General features: G+C 55.2%; 20 protein-coding genes. 19 read left to right on the forward strand and 1 reads right to left on the reverse strand.

All coding sequences use genetic code 11. The features are described from left to right. Nucleotides 1-161 precede the first annotated feature (161 nt). From rimP to ACR1UW_RS07745, 14 genes are all read left to right on the forward strand, one after another. Nucleotides 162-635 (forward strand): ribosome maturation factor RimP, encoded by a 474-nt coding sequence (gene rimP / locus ACR1UW_RS07680; protein WP_033008087.1) that lies wholly within the window; start codon nt 162-164, stop codon nt 633-635. A gap of 24 nt (nt 636-659) precedes the next feature. Continuing rightward, complete coding sequence (gene nusA, locus ACR1UW_RS07685; protein WP_033016849.1) at nt 660-1,811, forward strand: transcription termination factor NusA; 1,152 nt, start codon at nt 660-662, stop codon at nt 1,809-1,811. Nucleotides 1,812-1,823: 12 nt separating this feature from the next. Continuing rightward, nucleotides 1,824-2,108: an RNase P modulator RnpM gene (rnpM, locus tag ACR1UW_RS07690; RefSeq protein WP_498935166.1), complete on the forward strand. Its 285-nt coding sequence runs from the start codon at nt 1,824-1,826 to the stop codon at nt 2,106-2,108. Then, a complete protein-coding gene (locus ACR1UW_RS07695) occupies nt 2,105-2,422 on the forward strand; it encodes a YlxQ family RNA-binding protein (RefSeq protein WP_033008083.1) in 318 nt (105 codons plus the stop codon). The genes rnpM and ACR1UW_RS07695 overlap by 4 nt, the downstream gene beginning before the upstream one ends. A 4-nt stretch (nt 2,423-2,426) precedes the next feature. Then, complete coding sequence (gene infB / locus ACR1UW_RS07700) at nt 2,427-4,652, forward strand: translation initiation factor IF-2 (RefSeq protein ID WP_429902440.1); 2,226 nt, start codon at nt 2,427-2,429, stop codon at nt 4,650-4,652. Further along, entirely contained in the window at nt 4,649-4,927 is a 279-nt protein-coding gene (locus tag ACR1UW_RS07705; protein WP_033008081.1) for a DUF503 domain-containing protein, read from the forward strand. Before infB ends, ACR1UW_RS07705 begins: the two co-directional genes overlap by 4 nt. Nucleotides 4,928-4,943: 16 nt before the next feature. Then, nucleotides 4,944-5,330: a 30S ribosome-binding factor RbfA gene (gene rbfA, locus ACR1UW_RS07710; protein WP_033008079.1), complete on the forward strand. Its 387-nt coding sequence runs from the start codon at nt 4,944-4,946 to the stop codon at nt 5,328-5,330. Nucleotides 5,331-5,385: 55 nt separating this feature from the next. Further along, nucleotides 5,386-6,294, forward strand: a complete 909-nt coding sequence (gene truB / locus ACR1UW_RS07715; protein WP_033008077.1) for a tRNA pseudouridine(55) synthase TruB — start codon at nt 5,386-5,388, stop codon at nt 6,292-6,294. A 36-nt stretch (nt 6,295-6,330) separates the two neighbouring features. Continuing rightward, nucleotides 6,331-7,317, forward strand: coding sequence for a bifunctional riboflavin kinase/FAD synthetase (gene ribF, locus ACR1UW_RS07720; protein ID WP_498935169.1), 987 nt, complete (start codon nt 6,331-6,333; stop codon nt 7,315-7,317). 87 nt (nt 7,318-7,404) lie between these two features. Further along, a complete protein-coding gene (rpsO, locus tag ACR1UW_RS07725; protein ID WP_033008170.1) occupies nt 7,405-7,674 on the forward strand; it encodes a 30S ribosomal protein S15 in 270 nt (89 codons plus the stop codon). 136 nt (nt 7,675-7,810) lie between these two features. Then, nucleotides 7,811-8,575, forward strand: a complete 765-nt coding sequence (locus tag ACR1UW_RS07730; protein WP_498935171.1) for a hypothetical protein — start codon at nt 7,811-7,813, stop codon at nt 8,573-8,575. Beyond that, on the forward strand, nt 8,517-9,971 hold the full coding sequence (gene pnp, locus ACR1UW_RS07735; RefSeq protein WP_498935173.1) for a polyribonucleotide nucleotidyltransferase: 1,455 nt from the start codon (nt 8,517-8,519) through the stop codon (nt 9,969-9,971). Before ACR1UW_RS07730 ends, pnp begins: the two co-directional genes overlap by 59 nt. A gap of 88 nt (nt 9,972-10,059) precedes the next feature. Continuing rightward, the gene (locus ACR1UW_RS07740; RefSeq protein ID WP_033008071.1) at nt 10,060-11,043 is read left to right on the forward strand and encodes a polysaccharide deacetylase family protein; all 984 of its coding nucleotides are present in this window, start codon (nt 10,060-10,062) and stop codon (nt 11,041-11,043) included. Beyond that, entirely contained in the window at nt 11,030-12,277 is a 1,248-nt protein-coding gene (locus ACR1UW_RS07745; protein WP_498935175.1) for a M16 family metallopeptidase, read from the forward strand. The genes ACR1UW_RS07740 and ACR1UW_RS07745 overlap by 14 nt, the downstream gene beginning before the upstream one ends. A gap of 70 nt (nt 12,278-12,347) precedes the next feature. Here the strand turns inward: ACR1UW_RS07745 and ACR1UW_RS07750 are convergent, their stop codons facing one another. After that, nucleotides 12,348-12,590, reverse strand: a complete 243-nt coding sequence (locus ACR1UW_RS07750; RefSeq protein WP_033008066.1) for a YlmC/YmxH family sporulation protein — start codon at nt 12,588-12,590, stop codon at nt 12,348-12,350. Nucleotides 12,591-12,763: 173 nt separating this feature from the next. Between ACR1UW_RS07750 and dpaA the strand changes: the two genes are divergently transcribed. From dpaA to dapA, 5 genes are all read left to right on the forward strand, one after another. Then, a complete protein-coding gene (dpaA, locus tag ACR1UW_RS07755) occupies nt 12,764-13,669 on the forward strand; it encodes a dipicolinic acid synthetase subunit A (protein WP_498935177.1) in 906 nt (301 codons plus the stop codon). Then, a complete protein-coding gene (locus ACR1UW_RS07760; RefSeq protein ID WP_033016831.1) occupies nt 13,666-14,274 on the forward strand; it encodes a dipicolinate synthase subunit B in 609 nt (202 codons plus the stop codon). The genes dpaA and ACR1UW_RS07760 overlap by 4 nt, the downstream gene beginning before the upstream one ends. A 120-nt stretch (nt 14,275-14,394) precedes the next feature. Further along, a complete protein-coding gene (asd, locus tag ACR1UW_RS07765; protein WP_033008061.1) occupies nt 14,395-15,438 on the forward strand; it encodes an aspartate-semialdehyde dehydrogenase in 1,044 nt (347 codons plus the stop codon). A gap of 19 nt (nt 15,439-15,457) precedes the next feature. Further along, a complete protein-coding gene (gene dapG / locus ACR1UW_RS07770) occupies nt 15,458-16,687 on the forward strand; it encodes an aspartate kinase (protein WP_033008060.1) in 1,230 nt (409 codons plus the stop codon). A 31-nt stretch (nt 16,688-16,718) separates the two neighbouring features. Further along, nucleotides 16,719-17,588 carry a 4-hydroxy-tetrahydrodipicolinate synthase gene (gene dapA / locus ACR1UW_RS07775; RefSeq protein WP_033008058.1) on the forward strand — a complete coding sequence of 290 codons (870 nt, stop codon included), beginning with the start codon at nt 16,719-16,721 and terminating at the stop codon, nt 17,586-17,588. Nucleotides 17,589-17,626: the final 38 nt, after the last annotated feature.

The following is a 17,626-nucleotide window of genomic DNA, read 5'->3' on the forward strand; positions in this document are numbered from 1 at the left end:
TTTAGTGGAATTGGCAAAGATAATGGCAAGCAAAGAGTGGGGAAACCCACTCTTTCGTCTTGAATGAGCATCGGTCTTTCCGTCTTTCGTTCATTCCCCGCCTTGTGCAGGGGATTTTCTCATTATGCAGCATGCAGCCTTGCCCAGTAAGGAGGAACACGATGAGCAAAAAAGTGACAGAAACGGTTGAACAGCTTGTCGCGCCGATTTTGGACGAAATGGGGCTCGAGCTGGTGGACATCGAGTATGTGAAAGAAGGAAAAAACTGGTTTTTGCGCGTCTTTATTGATTCAGACACCGGCGTGGACATCGAACAGTGCGGCGTCGTCAGTGAAAGACTAAGCGAAAAGCTCGACGAGGTCGACCCGATTCCGCACAACTATTTTTTAGAAGTGTCATCGCCGGGAGCGGAGCGGCCGTTAAAAAATGAAAAAGATTTTGTAAGAGCAATTGGGAAAAATGTATATATCAAAACATACGAGCCGATTGCAGGAGAAAAGCAGTTTGAAGGGGAATTGACCGCTTTTGACGGGACGACCGTGACGCTGTCGGTCAAAGACCGCGGGCGGCAAAAAACGGTCGCCATTCCGTATGAAAAAGTGGCGAGCGCTAGATTAGCCGTCATTTTCTCTTAATGATAAAAGGGGGATTTTCGTTTCATGAACACGCAGTTGCTTGAGGCGTTAGCCGATCTGATGCGGGAAAAAGGCATCAGCAAAGAAGTGATTATGGAAGCCATTGAAGCGGCGCTCGTTTCCGCGTACAAGCGCAATTTCGGCCAAGCGCAAAACGTGCGCGTCGATTTAAATATGGAAACAGGGACGATCCGCGTGCTCGCCCGCAAAGACGTCGTCGAAGAGGTGACCGATCCGCGTCTTGAAATTTCGCTTGAGGAGGCGCAGCGGATCAATCCGAACTATCAAATCGGCGATGTCGTCGAATTGGAAGTGACGCCGCGCGATTTCGGGCGCATCGCTGCGCAAACAGCGAAACAAGTCGTGACCCAGCGCGTGCGCGAAGCGGAGCGGAGCATCATCTACGCCGAATTTGTCGACCGCGAAGAGGACATTATGACCGGCATCGTCCAGCGCATTGACCCGCGTTTTGTCTATGTCAGCCTCGGCAAGGCGGAGGCGCTTTTGCCGGCGAACGAACAAATGCCGAATGAAACGTACAAACCGCACGATCGGCTGAAAGTGTACATTACGAAAGTGGAAAAGACGACAAAAGGGCCGCAAATTTTCGTCTCCCGCACTCATCCGGGCTTGCTGAAGCGGCTGTTTGAGCTTGAGGTGCCGGAAATTTACGACGGGACGGTTGAAATCAAGTCGATCGCCCGCGAAGCCGGCGATCGTTCCAAAATTTCCGTCCATTCCGACAATCCGGAAGTCGATCCGGTTGGCGCCTGCGTCGGGCCAAAAGGGCAGCGCGTCCAGGCGATCGTCGACGAGCTGAACGGGGAAAAAATTGATATCGTCCGCTGGTCGGCCGACCCGGTGGAGTTTGTCGCCAATGCGTTAAGCCCAGCGAAAGTGCTGCGCGTCATCGTCAATGAAGAGCAAAGGGCGACGACCGTCATCGTTCCGGACTACCAGCTGTCGCTCGCCATCGGCAAACGCGGGCAAAACGCCCGTCTGGCGGCAAAATTGACCGGCTGGAAAATCGATATTAAAAGCGAGTCCGAGGCGCGGGACATGGGCATTGATCCGTATGCGCCATCCACTTCGCTTGATTTCAACGGCGCGGCGGCCGATAATGAAAATAGTGATGAGAACGTCCAATCATTCGATGCATCGGCGGAAATCGAGTGAGGGGGAATAGAAATGGCAGCGCAAAAGAAAATTCCGTTGCGCAAATGCGTCGTCACTGGAGAGATGAAGCCAAAGCGGGAAATGATGCGCATCGTCCGCTCCAAAGAAGGAGAGGTGTCGATCGACCCGACCGGCAAAAAAGCGGGGCGGGGCGCGTATATTACCCTTGACCCGGATTGCATTTTACAGGCGAAAAAGAAAAATATTTTGGCCCGCCATTTAAAAGCCGACATCGCCGACTCGCTCTATGACGAGCTGCTTGCTTTGGCGAAAAAGGAGAAACAGGCAGGACAATGAAACAGAACCGCTGGGCATCGCTGTTAGGGTTGGCGCAGCGGGCCGGAAAAGTCGTTTCCGGAGAGGGACTTGTCGTCAAAGAAGTGCAACGGGGCAGGGCGCGGCTCGTGTTGCTTTCGGAAGATGCGTCGGCCAACACGGAAAAAAAAGTGACGGATAAATGTGCGTTTTATGGCGTCCCGCTTTGCAAAGTGCCGGACCGGTATGTGCTGGGCGGCGCGATTGGCAAAGACGCCCGCGTCGTCGTTGCCGTCACCGACGAAGGGTTCGCGCGCCAATTGCAAACGATGCTCGACCGATCTTTATGGGGGTGACTGTATGTCAAAAATGCGTGTGTACGAATATGCGAAAAAACAGAACGTGCCAAGCAAGGACGTTATTCATAAATTGAAAGAAATGAACATTGAAGTAAACAATCATATGGCCATGCTCGAGGCCGATGTCGTCGAAAAGCTTGACCATCAATACCGCCCAAAGGCCGAAAAGAAAACCGAAACCAAAAATGAAAAGAAAGCGGAAAAGAAAACCGACAAGCCGAAGCGGCCGACGCCGGCGAAGACGGCCGATTTCTCGGATGAGGAAATTTTTGACGATGCAAAAGAAGCGGCCAAGCCGGCCAAGAAAAAAGGGGCGGTGAAAGGGAAAGAAACAAAACGAACGGAGGCGCAGCAGCAAGAAAAGAAAGCGTTCCAAGCGGCGAAGAAGAAAGGAAAAGGGCCGGCGAAAGGGAAAAAACAAGCGGCCCCGGCCGCGAAGCAGGTGCCGCAGCCGGCGAAAAAAGAAAAAGAGCTGCCGAAGAAAATTACGTTCGAGGGTTCGCTCACCGTGGCCGAGCTGGCGAAAAAATTGGGCCGCGAGCCGTCGGAAATTATTAAAAAGCTGTTTATGCTTGGCGTGATGGCGACGATCAACCAAGACTTGGACAAAGATGCGATCGAGCTCATCTGCTCCGACTACGGCGTTGAAGTGGAAGAAAAGGTGACCATTGACGAAACGAACTTTGAAGCGATTGAAATTGCCGATGCTCCGGAAGACCTGGTTGAACGGCCGCCGGTTGTCACGATCATGGGGCACGTCGACCATGGGAAAACGACGCTTCTTGATGCGATCCGCCATTCGAAAGTGACCGAGCAAGAAGCGGGCGGCATTACGCAGCACATCGGCGCTTACCAAGTCACCGTCAATGACAAAAAAATTACGTTCCTCGATACACCAGGCCATGAAGCGTTTACGACGATGCGGGCGCGCGGCGCGCAAGTGACCGATATCGTCATCCTTGTCGTCGCGGCCGATGACGGGGTCATGCCGCAGACGGTCGAGGCGATCAACCATGCCAAGGCGGCAAACGTGCCGATCATCGTCGCCATTAACAAAATGGATAAACCGGAAGCGAACCCGGACCGCGTCATGCAAGAGTTGATGGAGTACAACCTCGTTCCGGAAGAATGGGGCGGCGATACGATTTTCTGCAAGCTGTCGGCGAAAACGAAAGAGGGCCTCGATCATCTGTTGGAAATGATTTTGCTTGTCAGCGAGATGGAAGAATTAAAAGCCAATCCGAACCGGCGCGCGGTCGGAACGGTCATTGAAGCGAAGCTCGACAAAGGGCGCGGCCCGGTGGCGACGCTGCTCGTTCAAACCGGCACGCTCAAAGTCGGCGATCCGATCGTCGTCGGCACGACGTACGGGCGTGTGCGGGCGATGGTCAATGACAGCGGGCGGCGCGTCAAGGAAGCGGGGCCGTCGATGCCGGTGGAAATTACCGGGCTGCACGACGTGCCGCAAGCCGGCGACCGTTTCATGGTGTTTGAGGATGAGAAAAAGGCGCGGCAAATCGGGGAAGCGCGGGCGCAGCGGCAGCTGCAGGAGCAGCGGAGCGTGAAAACGCGCGTCAGCCTCGACGATTTGTTCGAACAAATCAAGCAAGGCGAAATGAAAGAGCTGAACTTGATCGTCAAAGCCGATGTTCAAGGATCGGTTGAGGCGCTGGTTGCCGCCTTGCAAAAAATCGATGTCGAAGGCGTGCGGGTGAAAATCATCCATGCGGCGGTCGGCGCCATCACCGAATCGGATATTTCACTGGCGACGGCATCGAACGCTATCGTCATTGGCTTTAACGTCCGCCCGGATGCGAATGCGAAGCGCGCCGCTGAATCGGAAAAAGTCGACATCCGCCTCCATCGCATCATTTACAACGTCATTGAGGAAATTGAAGCGGCGATGAAAGGGATGCTCGACCCGGAATACGAAGAGAAAGTCATCGGCCAAGCGGAAGTGCGGCAAACGTTCAAAGTGTCCAAAGTTGGCACGATCGCCGGCTGCTATGTCACCGACGGCAAAATCACCCGCGACAGCAAAGTGCGCCTCATCCGCCAAGGCATCGTCGTGTACGAAGGCGAAATCGATTCGCTCAAACGGTATAAAGACGATGTGCGCGAAGTGGCGCAAGGATATGAGTGCGGCTTGACGATCAAAAACTTCAATGACATTAAAGAAGGGGACGTTATTGAAGCGTACGTCATGCAGGAAGTGGCTCGGGCATGATCGGCTTTGCCGCATGCGAATGTCTCATTTATAACGCCCGCTCGCTGAAGGACAAACGGGCCGTCCTGCAGCGGGTGCTGACAAGGATTCGGCAAAAGTACAACGTCTCTGTGGCTGAACTCGATTATCAAGACGCATGGCAGCGGGCGAAAATCGGCCTTGTCGCCATCGCGTCGAGCCGAATGGCGGCTGAGCGGGAACTCGAGCGGGCCTTGGCCTTGATCGATTCGTTCCCCGAGTTGGAGCGGGCGTCCACATCATTTGAGTGGTTGTAAACCGAGGTGATGGATGATGAACATACGGGCAACTCGCGTTGGCGAGCAAATGAAAAAAGAGTTGAGCGACATTATCGGCCGCAAGCTGAAAGATCCGCGCATCGGTTTCGTCACCGTCACCGATGTGCGCGTCACCGGCGATTTGCAGCAAGCGAAAGTGTACATTAGCGTCTTAGGCGATGACGAGCAGCGGGAGAACACGCTGAAAGCACTGGAAAAGGCGAAAGGATTCATCCGTTCGGAAATCGGGCAGCGCATTCGCCTGCGCAAAACGCCGGAAATTTTGTTTGAGATCGATGAAACGATGGAATACGGCAGCCGCATTGAGCGGCTGATCCGCGAAATTTCCGACGGCGACCGCCGCCGGCCGGAAGAGGCGGAGGATGGTCCAAACAATGGATAGACGAACCGTCTATCCATTTCCGTTGCGCGAGTATAGACAGGGAAAGGGTGCGCCGATGGACGGGGTATTGCTGCTCAACAAACCAAAAGGAATAACGTCGCACGACTGTGTGGCAAAGGTGCGCCGCCTGCTTGGGGTAAAAAAAGTCGGCCATACCGGCACGCTCGATCCAAATGTGTCCGGCGTCCTGCCGCTTTGCCTTGGCAAAGCGACGCGCATTGCGGAATTTCTTACCGGAGCGACGAAAACGTACGAAGGGGAAGTGACGCTCGGCGCAGCGACGACGACCGAAGACGCCGACGGTGACGTCGTTGCCGTCCGGCCGGTCGAGCGGCCGATTGCGCGGGTGGAAATCGAAGCCGTTTTCCGCCGCCTTATCGGGGAAATCGAGCAAACGCCGCCCATGTATTCGGCGGTGAAAGTCGGCGGCAAAAAGCTGTATGAATATGCGCGCGCCGGCATCGAGGTGGAGCGCCCGACGCGGCGCGTGACGATTTACGAGCTCGAGCTGCTCGATGATCGCGAGCAGTTTGCCGGGGAGACGGTGTCATTTCGCTTCCGCGTCACATGCAGCAAAGGCACGTATGTCCGCACGCTCGCAGTGACGGTCGGCGAGCAGCTCGGCTATCCGGCTCATATGTCCGATCTCATCCGCACAGCGTCCGGCCCGTTTCGGCTTGAAGATTGTGTGACGCTTGAAGAAGTCGAGCGCCGGGCGGCCGACGGAACGGCCGCCGCCTTGCTCATTCCGATCGAGCAAGCGCTTTTTCATTTGCCGAAATATGAAATCAATGATAAAGTAGCAGAGAAAGTAAAAAACGGGGCGCTGCTCCGGCTTCCCGCCTTTTTGCATGCGCTTGACGGGCCGGTCGTGCTCGTGACGCCCGAGCGGGAGGCGCTGGCCCTGTATGTAAAGCATCCGGCGCGCCCGGGCTTGATGAAACCGCTCAAAGTGTTTCGTTGACGCCGGGCGAAGCGCGGAAAAAAAGTAAGGTGGGTTATGGACATGGAAACGATATTTCTTTCGCATCCGCATCGCTTTGAGCGCCAGGCGCTTCCCCCGACGGTGATGGCGCTCGGCTATTTTGACGGCATTCACCTTGGCCACCAAAAAGTGATCCGGACGGCGGTCGAGATTGCGAATGAACGCGGATACGAAAGCGCGGTGATGACGTTTCATCCTCATCCGTCCGTCGTGCTTGGCAAACAACCTGAGCTTCGTCTCATTACCCCGCTTAACAAAAAAGAGCAGTTGGTTGCGGCGCTTGGCGTGAATCGACTGTATATCGTCGAATTTACACCGGCGTTCGCCAACCTGCCGCCGGAGCAGTTTGCCGATCAATATTTGGATGGGCTTCATGTCAAGCACGTCGTCGCCGGTTTTGATTTCACTTATGGCCGGTTCGGAAAAGGGACGATGGAGACGATGCCGCTTCATGCGCGCGGCCGCTTTGGGCAAACCGTTGTTCCAAAGCTGGCCGTCGACGGGGAAAAGGTGAGTTCGACAAGGGTGCGGAAGCTCATTGAAGAAGGGGCGGTCGATCAGCTCCCCCGCCTCCTCGGCCGTTTTTATGACATCGAAGGGACGGTTGTCGCCGGGGAGCAGCGCGGGCGGACGATCGGGTTCCCGACGGCCAACATTGCGTTAAATGGCGACTACCTATTGCCGGCGGTCGGCGTTTACGCCGTCAAAGCGACCGTTGGCGGCCGGACGTACGAAGGGGTGGCGAACATCGGCTACAAACCGACGTTCCATGCGGCGTGCGAAGGGTTGCCGAGCGTGGAAGTGCATTTGTTTGCGTTCGCGCGCGACATTTACGGGGAAACGGTGACGGTTGAGTGGCACCGCCGCCTGCGGAGCGAGCGCAAGTTTGCCGGCGTCGCCGAGCTAGCGGCGCAAATTGCCCGCGACAAGGAAGAAGCAAAACAGTATTTCCGGCGTTTGGACGAAAAGACTTGCATTTTGCCGGAAAAAGAGGTATTCTAATCAATGTATGCGAACCGTTGCTTGGCCAGGCGAGTCACCGACGCCCGCTCGGCAAACGGGGATCGAAGACTAGGGAGGTGAACCATGATGGCATTGACGCAAGAGCGCAAACGTGAAATCATCGAACAATTCAAAGTCCATGAGAACGACACCGGTTCTCCGGAAGTGCAAATTGCGATTTTGACAGAGCAAATCAACAATTTGAATGAGCATTTGCGCGTCCATAAAAAAGACCATCATTCTCGGCGCGGCCTGCTGAAAATGGTCGGGAAACGCCGCCGGCTGTTGGCCTACTTGCGCAATAAAGATGTGGCGCGCTACCGTGAAATAGTTAAGAAACTTGGATTACGTCGATAAAAAAGCGGGAGCATTCCCGCTTTTTTGCTAGTTTATAGGCGCCGTTTGCGCGGCGATGATACAATAGCGCCAATTCGTCTATACTAATCATCAGCAGATCCCTTATTTTTGTACATAGAGAGGAGTACTCGTCTGTATGGAACAAGAGAAACGCGTGTTTTCCATCGATGTGGCTGGACGCCCGCTCGTCATTGAAACCGGCGAACTGGCAAAACAGGCGAACGGGGCGGCGCTCGTCCGCTACGGCGATACGGTAGTGCTGAGCACGGCCACCGCATCGCGGGAAGCAAAAAATGTGGACTTTTTCCCGCTGACGGTCAACTACGAGGAGCGGCTGTACGCGGTCGGGAAAATTCCGGGCGGGTTTATTAAACGGGAAGGCCGCCCGAGCGAGAAAGCGATTTTGGCGAGCCGGCTCATCGACCGGCCGATCCGCCCGTTGTTTGCCGAAGGATTCCGCAACGAAGTGCAAGTCGTATCGATGGTCATGAGCGTCGACCAAGACTGCTCCCCGGAAGTGGCGGCGTTGATCGGTGCGTCTACGGCGTTGACGATTTCCGACATTCCGTTTGAAGGACCGATCGCCGGTGTCATCGTCGGCCGCGTCGATGGCCAGTTTGTCATCAATCCGACGGTCGAGCAGATGGAAAAAAGCGATCTGCATCTTGTCGTCGCTGGGACGAAAGATGCCATCAACATGGTCGAAGCCGGCGCGGATGAAGTGCCGGAAGAAGTGATGCTCGAAGCGATCATGTTCGGCCACGAAGAAGTCAAGCGGCTCATTGCTTTTCAAGAGGAAATTGCCGCCCAGGTCGGCAAAGAAAAAATGGAAGTCGTCTTGTATGAACCCGATCCTGAGTTGGAGGCGGAAATCCGCCAACTTGCGGAAGCAGAATATTAAGCGGGCGGTGCAAGTGCCGGAAAAACTGGCGCGCGATGCTGCCATCGAGGATGTAAAAGCGGGCGTCATCGCCAAGTACGAAGCAGAAGAGGCGGATGAAGAGAAGCTGAAGCAAGTGCAGGAAATTTTGCACAAGCTTGTGAAAGAAGAAGTGCGCCGTTTGATTACAGTTGAGAAAATCCGTCCGGACGGGCGCAAAGTCGATGAAATCCGCCCGCTGTCGTCGGCGGTCGGCGTCTTGCCGCGCACGCACGGGTCGGGCTTGTTTACGCGCGGCCAAACGCAAGTGTTGAGCGTTTGTACGCTCGGGGCGCTCGGCGATGTACAAATTTTGGACGGGCTTGATTTGGAAGAATCGAAACGGTTCATGCACCATTACAACTTCCCGCCGTTTTCCGTCGGCGAAACTGGGCCGATGCGCGGGCCGGGGCGGCGCGAAATCGGACACGGCGCGCTTGGGGAGCGGGCGTTGGAGCCGGTCGTGCCGTCGGAGCGCGAGTTTCCGTACACGATCCGCCTCGTTTCGGAAGTGCTCGAGTCAAACGGATCGACATCGCAGGCGAGCATTTGCGCGAGCACACTGGCGATGATGGATGCCGGGGTGCCGATTAAAGCGCCGGTCGCCGGCATTGCCATGGGGCTGGTGAAACAAGACGATCATTACACAATTTTGACCGACATTCAAGGCATTGAAGACCATCTCGGCGATATGGACTTCAAAGTCGCCGGCACGAGAAAAGGCGTCACCGCCCTGCAAATGGACATTAAAATTAAAGGGCTGACGCGCGACATTTTGGAAGAGGCGCTCATGCAGGCGCGCAAAGGGCGCTTGGAAATTTTGGACCATATGATGCAAACGCTCAGCGAGCCGCGCAAAGAGCTGTCCAAATATGCGCCGAAAATTTTGATCATGCACATCAATCCGGATAAAATCCGCGAGGTCATTGGGCCGAGCGGCAAACAAATCAATAAAATCATCGATGAAACCGGCGTGAAAATCGATATCGAGCAAGACGGCACGATTTTCATCTCCTCTGTCGATGAAGCGGCCAACCAAAAAGCAAAGCAAATCATCGAAGACATCGTCCGCGAAGTCGAAGTGGGGAAAGTGTATTTGGGCAAGGTGAAACGGATCGAAAAATTCGGCGCGTTCGTCGAGCTGTTCAACGGCAAGGACGGGCTCGTCCACATTTCCGAGCTGGCCGAGGAGCGGGTCGGCAAAGTGGAAGACGTCGTGTCGATCGGCGATGAAATTTTGGTGAAGGTGACCGAAATCGATAAACAAGGGCGCGTCAACTTGTCGCGCAAAGCGGTGTTGCGCGAGCAGCGCGGCATTGCCGAGCCGCCGCGGGAAAAACGCGGAAGACGGCCGGAGCGCCAACGCATGAAGCCTTAGGAATTTGTTTCTTAAGGCTCTTTTGCTATGTTCTAACTTGTCTCCCGTAGACATATGGTTGTAGTAGTGAAAAAGGAGGGGGACAAGGGTGAACAACGGCTATGCCCGATACATGGCGCTAGCGGTCATGTTTCTCATCGCTTGGATGGCGGTTCAGTGGCCTCCGGTCGGCGGCTACATCGAGAGCTGGCGCCCGGCGGAAATGACCGCCATGAAAGAACGCGACAAACTGTACGAGACGATTGTCAAGCAGGCGAAGCAATACGAAATTCCCGCCCAGGATGCGGTCATTGATAAAGTGTGGAAGGCGACGCCGGGGTACAACGGGCTCGCTGTCGATATTGACGCCTCTTATGAAAACATGAAGAAAACGGGAACGTTCGATGAACGAAAACTCGTGTTCCGCCAAGTGCCGCCGCGCGTTCATTTGGATGACTTGCCGCCGGCGCCGATCTATCGCGGCCACCCCGACAAACCGATGGTCTCGCTGCTCATCAACGTGGCCTGGGGGGAAGAATACATCCCTGATATGCTTGAGACGTTGAAAAAACACGGGGTGAAGGCGACGTTCTTTTTGGAAGGGCGATGGGTAAAAAACCATCCGGAGATGGCAAAAATGATAGCAGATGCCGGCCATGAAATCGGCAACCATTCCTACAGCCATCCGGATATGAAAACGCTCAGCAGCGAAGCGGTCCGCCGCGAACTGGAAAAGACGAATGAAGTCATTGAAGCGGCGACGTCGGTCAAATGCAAATGGTTTGCCCCGCCGAGCGGCAGCTACCGTGATGACGTCGTCAACATCGCCGCCGAGCTCGGCATGAAGACGATCATGTGGAGCGTTGATACAATTGATTGGCAAAAACCGTCGCCATCTGCTATAGTGAAACGGGTAACATCAAAAATCCATCCCGGCGCCATGATTTTGATGCATCCGACGATGCCGACGGCGGCCGCACTCGATGAGCTGATCGCCTCGATCAAGCGGAAAGGCTATGCCATCGGCAGCCTGACAGCCTTATTCGACGAGAAAAGACTGGCCAAAAAACAGGAGGAACATGGAGTTGATTAACAAGTACACGTGCAAAAACGGCGTGCGAATCGTGTTGGAGCAAATTCCGACTGTAAGGTCGGTGGCCATCGGCGTATGGATCGGCACAGGTTCGCGCAATGAGACGGAACAAAACAACGGCATTTCCCACTTTTTAGAGCACATGTTTTTTAAAGGGACGGCGACGCGCACGGCCCGGGACATCGCCGAAGCGTTTGACAGCATCGGCGGGCAAGTGAACGCCTTTACGTCGAAAGAGTATACGTGCTATTACGCCAAAGTGTTGGACGAACATGCACCGCTCGCGTTGGAAATGCTTGCCGATATGTTTTTCCACTCGACGTTCGTTGAGGACGAGCTGCAAAAAGAGCGGAACGTGGTGCTTGAGGAAATCAAAATGTACGAAGACACGCCGGATGACATCGTCCACGATTTGCTCGGCAAGGCATGCTATGCGGGCCATCCGCTCGGCTACCCGATTTTAGGCACGGAAGAGACGTTGTGCACGTTTACGGGGGACACGTTGCGCCAATATATGGCCGACTACTATACTCCGGATCGCGTTGTCGTTTCCGTTGCCGGCAATGTCGATGAGCGGTTTATCACTGAAGTCGAACGTTATTTCGGCTCGTTCACTGCGTCCCGCAAACCCGCTCCGTCAGGGACGCCGACGTTTGCGCCGCAAAAGCTCGCGCGCAAAAAAGACACGGAGCAGGCGCACGTATGCATCGGGTTCAACGGCCTGCCGGTCGGCCACCCGGATGCGTATCCGCTTCTGATTCTCAACAATATTTTAGGCGGCAGCATGAGCAGCCGGCTGTTTCAAGAAGTGCGCGAACAGCGCGGATTGGCGTATTCGGTGTTCTCGTACCATTCCGCCTACCAAGACAGCGGCTTGCTCGCCATTTACGCCGGCACGGGGAGCAGCCAGCTTGACGTTTTGTTTGAAACGATCCAACGGACGCTGCGCCAGTTGAAAGAAGACGGTATTACGGAAAAAGAGCTGCATAACAGCAAAGAACAGATGAAAGGAAGCTTGATGCTTGGGCTTGAAAGCACGAACAGCCGCATGAGCCGCAACGGCAAAAACGAACTTCTTCTCGGCCGCCATCGGTCGCTTGACGAGATTATCGAGGAAATTGAAAGCGTCACGGTGGAAAAAGTGAATGAGCTGGCGCGCACCATTTTTACCGATGATTACGCGCTCGCCTTAATCAGCCCGGATGGCGTGCTGCCGCGCCCGCTTCGATCGTAGCCCCTGTCGGGCATAAAAAAAGCTAACGACCCGTTGTGAGGTTGTTAGCTTTTTTCGTTTGGCGCGCCCGTCATTCTTGTTCTGGAGCGTCGATCATCACCATATCGGCGCCGATTTTGCGAATATACTTCCACGGCACGCGAATTTCCTGCCCGTCTTTGCGAAACCCGAACCATTTTCCAGTCGGGATGAGCAACGCTTCGATTTGCCCTGTTTGTTCGTTGATTTCCAAATCCGTTTGCCCAAGCACCCCAAGCCGCTCCGCCCGCCGCACATCGACGATTTCTTTGCCGCTTAATTCACTCAGCCGCACGCTGATTCCCCCTTCCCTCTTCCCTACTTCTATATGTAAGAAACGGGCGGGCAAAAAATGCCGCCCGCCAATGGCCTATTTTTCCGCCAAGGGCATTCACCTATATTTTTCTTCCAACATAAGATGGGAAAAGAAACGGAGCAGTTTGCCAGTAAAGAAGGTGACGAGGACATATGATGTTGACAGGAATGCATGTCGCCATCATCGGCGGCGATGCGCGGCAACTTGAAGTGATTCGCAAGCTTGTTGAACTGGACGCCAAATTGTCGCTTGTCGGCTTTGACCAGCTCGCCCACCATTTTACCGGGGCGACGAAGATGTCGATCGAGGAGGTCGATTTTGCCGACCTGGATGCGATCATTTTGCCGGTTCACGGCACGACATTGGATGGCAAGGTCAACAGCGTGTTTTCCCACGAGCCGATTCCGTTCACGGAAGAGATGGTGCAAAAAACAGCCAAGCGGTGCACCGTTTATTCCGGCATCAGCAACTCGTATTTAGACGAACTGATGAAAAAGACCGGGCGCAAATACATCCAGCTGTTTGAGCGCGATGATGTCGCCATTTACAACTCGATCCCGACCGCTGAAGGAACGGTGATGATAGTGATCCAGCACACCGATTTTACGATTCACGGTTCCCGCATCGCCGTTTTAGGATTGGGGCGCGTCGGCATGACCGTCGCCCGGACATTTGCCGCTTTGGGGGCAAAAGTGAAAGTCGGGGCGCGCCGGTCGGAACATTTGGCCCGCATTACGGAAATGGGGCTTGAACCGTTTCATTTGAATGATTTGGAAAAAGAAGTGCGCGATATCGACGTTTGTGTTAACACCGTCCCCCATTTGATTGTAACGGCGAGCGTCATCGCGAAAATGCCGGCCCATACGCTGATCATCGATTTGGCGTCAAAGCCGGGCGGCACCGATTTCCGCTATGCTGAAAAGCGCGGAGTGAAAGCCATCTTGGCGCCTGGGCTGCCGGGGGTCGTCGCGCCGAAAACGGCCGGACAAATTATCGCCAACGTCTTGGCGCAGCTTTTGTATCAAGATTTACAGAAACGGGAGGAGAATAAACAATGAGCGAAAAAAGCCTGAAGGGGAAGCGGATCGGCTTCGGCCTGACTGGATCGCACTGCACGTATGACGCTGTGTTCCCGGAAATTGAAAAACTCGTGAATGAAGGGGCGGAGGTGCTGCCAATCGTCACGTATACGGTGAAGACGACGAACACCCGGTTTGGCGAAGGGGAAGAGTGGGTGAAAAAACTCGAGCAATTGACCGGGAACGAGGTGATTGACACGATCGTCAAGGCCGAACCGCTCGGGCCGAAAATCCCGCTCGACTGCATGGTCATCGCGCCGCTGACCGGCAACTCAATGAGCAAGCTGGCAAACGCCATGACCGATTCACCGGTGTTGATGGCCGCCAAGGCGACGATGCGCAACCACCGCCCGGTCGTGCTCGGCATTTCCACGAATGACGCCCTCGGCCTAAACGGCGTCAATTTGATGCGGCTGATGGCGGCGAAAAACATTTACTTCATCCCGTTTGGCCAAGATGCTCCGCACGCCAAACCGAACTCGATGGTGGCGCGCATGACGCTCCTGCATGACACTGTGCTTGCCGCCTTGGAAGGAAAGCAGCTGCAGCCAGTTGTGATCGAACGGTTCCGTTACAACGACTAACGGAGGGTGTGGAAAATCGACGCCGGGCAGAAAAATTTTCTCTCGTCCGCAGCGGAATGTGATAAAATAAAGACTATGAATTCACCTCTTTAGAGTGACGATGTGGAAGGAGAATGGCTGATGGCTGAAAAACAATACCATGTCGCTGTCGTCGGAGCCACGGGGGCAGTCGGACAACAAATGGTGCGGACGCTTGAAGACCGGAACTTCCCGGTCGGAACATTAACGTTGTTATCGTCAGAACGCTCGGCTGGCAAAAAAATGCGCTTCCGCGGCAGAGAGATTGAAGTGCAGGCCGCCGCGCCCGAGCGCTTTGATGGGGTTGATATCGCCTTATTCAGCGCTGGCGGCGCAGTGTCGAAAGCATTGGCGCCGGAGGCGGTTCGGCGCGGGGCGATTGTCATCGACAACACGAGCGCATTCCGGATGGAGGAAAACGTGCCGCTTGTCGTCCCGGAAGTGAACGAAAGCGATTTGACATGGCATAACGGCATCATCGCCAATCCGAACTGCTCGACGATTCAAATGGTCGTGGCGCTTGAGCCGATTCGGAAGGCGTTCGGCTTATCCCGCGTCATCGTTTCCACGTACCAGGCCGTCTCGGGAGCAGGGGCGCAGGCGATTGAAGAGCTGTACGAGCAGACGAAAGCGGTGCTTGACAATAAGCCGTTCGAGGCAACCATTTTGCCGGTCAAATCGGACCGGAAGCATTACCCAATCGCGTTTAACGCCATTCCGCAAATCGATAAGTTTCAAGATAACGGGTTTACGTTCGAAGAGATGAAAATGATCAACGAAACGAAAAAAATCATGCATATGCCCGAGCTGAGCGTCGCGGCGACGTGCGTGCGCATTCCGGTGGCGAGCGGGCATTCGGAGTCGGTGTATATCGAGATCGAGCAAGACGGTGTCACGGCTGCCGATTTGCAAGCGGTGCTGCGCGAGGCGCCGGGCGTCGTTCTCCAAGACGATCCGAGCGAACAGCTGTATCCGATGCCGGCCAACTGCGTCGGCCAATACGACGTCTTTGTCGGCCGCATCCGCCGCGATTTGGACAACAGCCGCGCCTTTCATTTATGGATTGTTGCCGACAACTTGCTAAAAGGGGCTGCTTCAAATTCCGTGCAAATTGCCGAAAGTTTGCTGAAGCTCGGGCTCATTTAACGAGCATCGGGGTGTTATCATGAAAATCATTGTTCAAAAGTTCGGCGGCACGTCCGTCCGCGACGAACGCGGGCGAAACTTGGCGCGCCGCCATATTGAAAACGCGCTTGGAGATGGGTACAAAGTCGTCGCCGTTGTATCAGCGATGGGCCGCCAAGGCGATCCGTATGCGACCGACACGCTTCTTGGCTTGATCGGCGGAGCCCGTCACCATGTGACGAAGCGCGAGCAAGATATGCTTATGGCGTGCGGGGAAATCATTTCGAGCGTCGTGTTCAGCAACTTGCTGAACGAACACGGCATCAAGGCGACGGCGTTTACCGGCGCGCAAGCCGGATTTCGCACGACCAGTGATCATACGAACGCCAAAATTGTTGAAATGCGCTGCGAACGGTTGCTTGAAGCGCTTCGGGAATACGACGTCGTCGTCGTCGCCGGCTTTCAAGGCATGGCGGAAAACGGAGACATCACAACGCTCGGGCGCGGCGGGAGCGATACATCGGCCGCGGCGCTCGGCGCGGCGCTAAACGCCGAGTGGGTTGACATTTTTACCGATGTCGATGGCGTGATGACGGCCGACCCGCGCATTGTCGAAAATGCTCGGCCGTTGGAAGTTGTCACCTATACGGAAATTTGCAATATGGCGTACCAAGGGGCGAAAGTGATCCATCCGCGCGCGGTGGAAATCGCCATGCAGGCGAAAGTGCCGCTGCGCATCCGTTCAACGTATTCCGATGGGCCGGGGACGCTCGTTGCGTCATCGGTGCGCGGTCAAAGAGGAAGCGATGTGAAAGAGCGTCTCGTCACGGGCATTACGTACGTCGCCAATGTGACGCAAATGAAAGTGTTGGCAAAAGAAGGGCATTATGAACTGCAGTCGGATGTATTTCAGGCGATGGCTCACGAAGGAATCAGCGTCGACTTTATCAACATTTCACCGTACGGCGTCGTCTATACGGTGAGCGGAGATATGACGGAAAAAGCGATAGCCGCTTTGCGCCGCATTGGCTATGATCCGGTTGTGACGCCCCGCTGCGCCAAAGTGTCGGTCGTTGGCGCCGGCATTGCCGGTGTGCCGGGAGTAACGGCCAAAATCGTCACCGCTCTATCGGAGCAAGGCATCCAAATTTTGCAATCGGCAGACAGCCATACGACCATTTGGGTATTAGTCAAACAAGACGATATGGAAAAGGCCGTCAATGCCTTGCATGACGCCTTTTGCCTGTCCGAGGCCGAACAGGACGAATGATCAACCGATTTGAAAATGAGGAGTGAAAACCGTGGTTCAGTTCGGGAATGTCGTCACTGCGATGGTCACCCCCTTTGACCGAAAAGGAAACTTAGATTTAGCGAAAACGACAGAACTCGTCAACTATTTGCTTGACAACGGCACGGATGCGCTTGTTGTCGCAGGCACGACCGGCGAATCGCCGACGTTGACGACGGAAGAGAAAGTCGCACTGTTCCGCCATGTCGTTTCCGTCGTCAATGGCCGCGTGCCGGTTATTGCTGGGACGGGAACGAACAATACGCGCGCCTCGATCGAGCTGACGAAACGGGCGGAAGAAGCAGGCGTCGACGCTGTCATGCTTGTGGCGCCATATTACAACAAACCGAATCAAGAAGGGCTGTATCAGCATTTTAAAGCGATCGCTGAGAGCACGCCGCTGCCGGTCATGTTGTACAACGTGCCGGGGCGCACGTCGGTCAACCTCGCTCCTGAGACCGTCATTCGGCTGGCAGCGATTCCGAATATTGTCGCGGTCAAAGAAGCCGGCGGCAATTTAGAAGCGATGGCGGAAATCATTGAACGCACGCCGGACGATTTTCAGCTGTATAGCGGCGATGACAGCTTGACGCTGCCGGTGTTGGCGATCGGCGGCGCCGGCGTGGTTTCTGTTGCATCGCACATCATCGGCAACGAAATGCAACAAATGATTCGTGCGTTCCAGGCCGGCGACCATCAAGCCGCCGCCGCGTTGCACCGGAAATGGCTGCCGCTCATGAAAGGGCTGTTCGCTGCGCCGAGCCCGGTGCCGGTGAAAACCGCCCTGCAGTTGCGCGGCTTGGATGTCGGCTCGGTGCGCCTTCCGCTCGTTCCGCTCACCGAGCAGGAGCGAAACGAGCTCAGCCGTCTGCTTGATGCTTGATGGCCATATCCGTGCAGCAAATGACCCCAGCGTCGGTT

This window comes from Geobacillus lituanicus (assembly GCF_050994965.1).
Lineage (GTDB): Bacteria > Bacillota > Bacilli > Bacillales > Anoxybacillaceae > Geobacillus > Geobacillus stearothermophilus.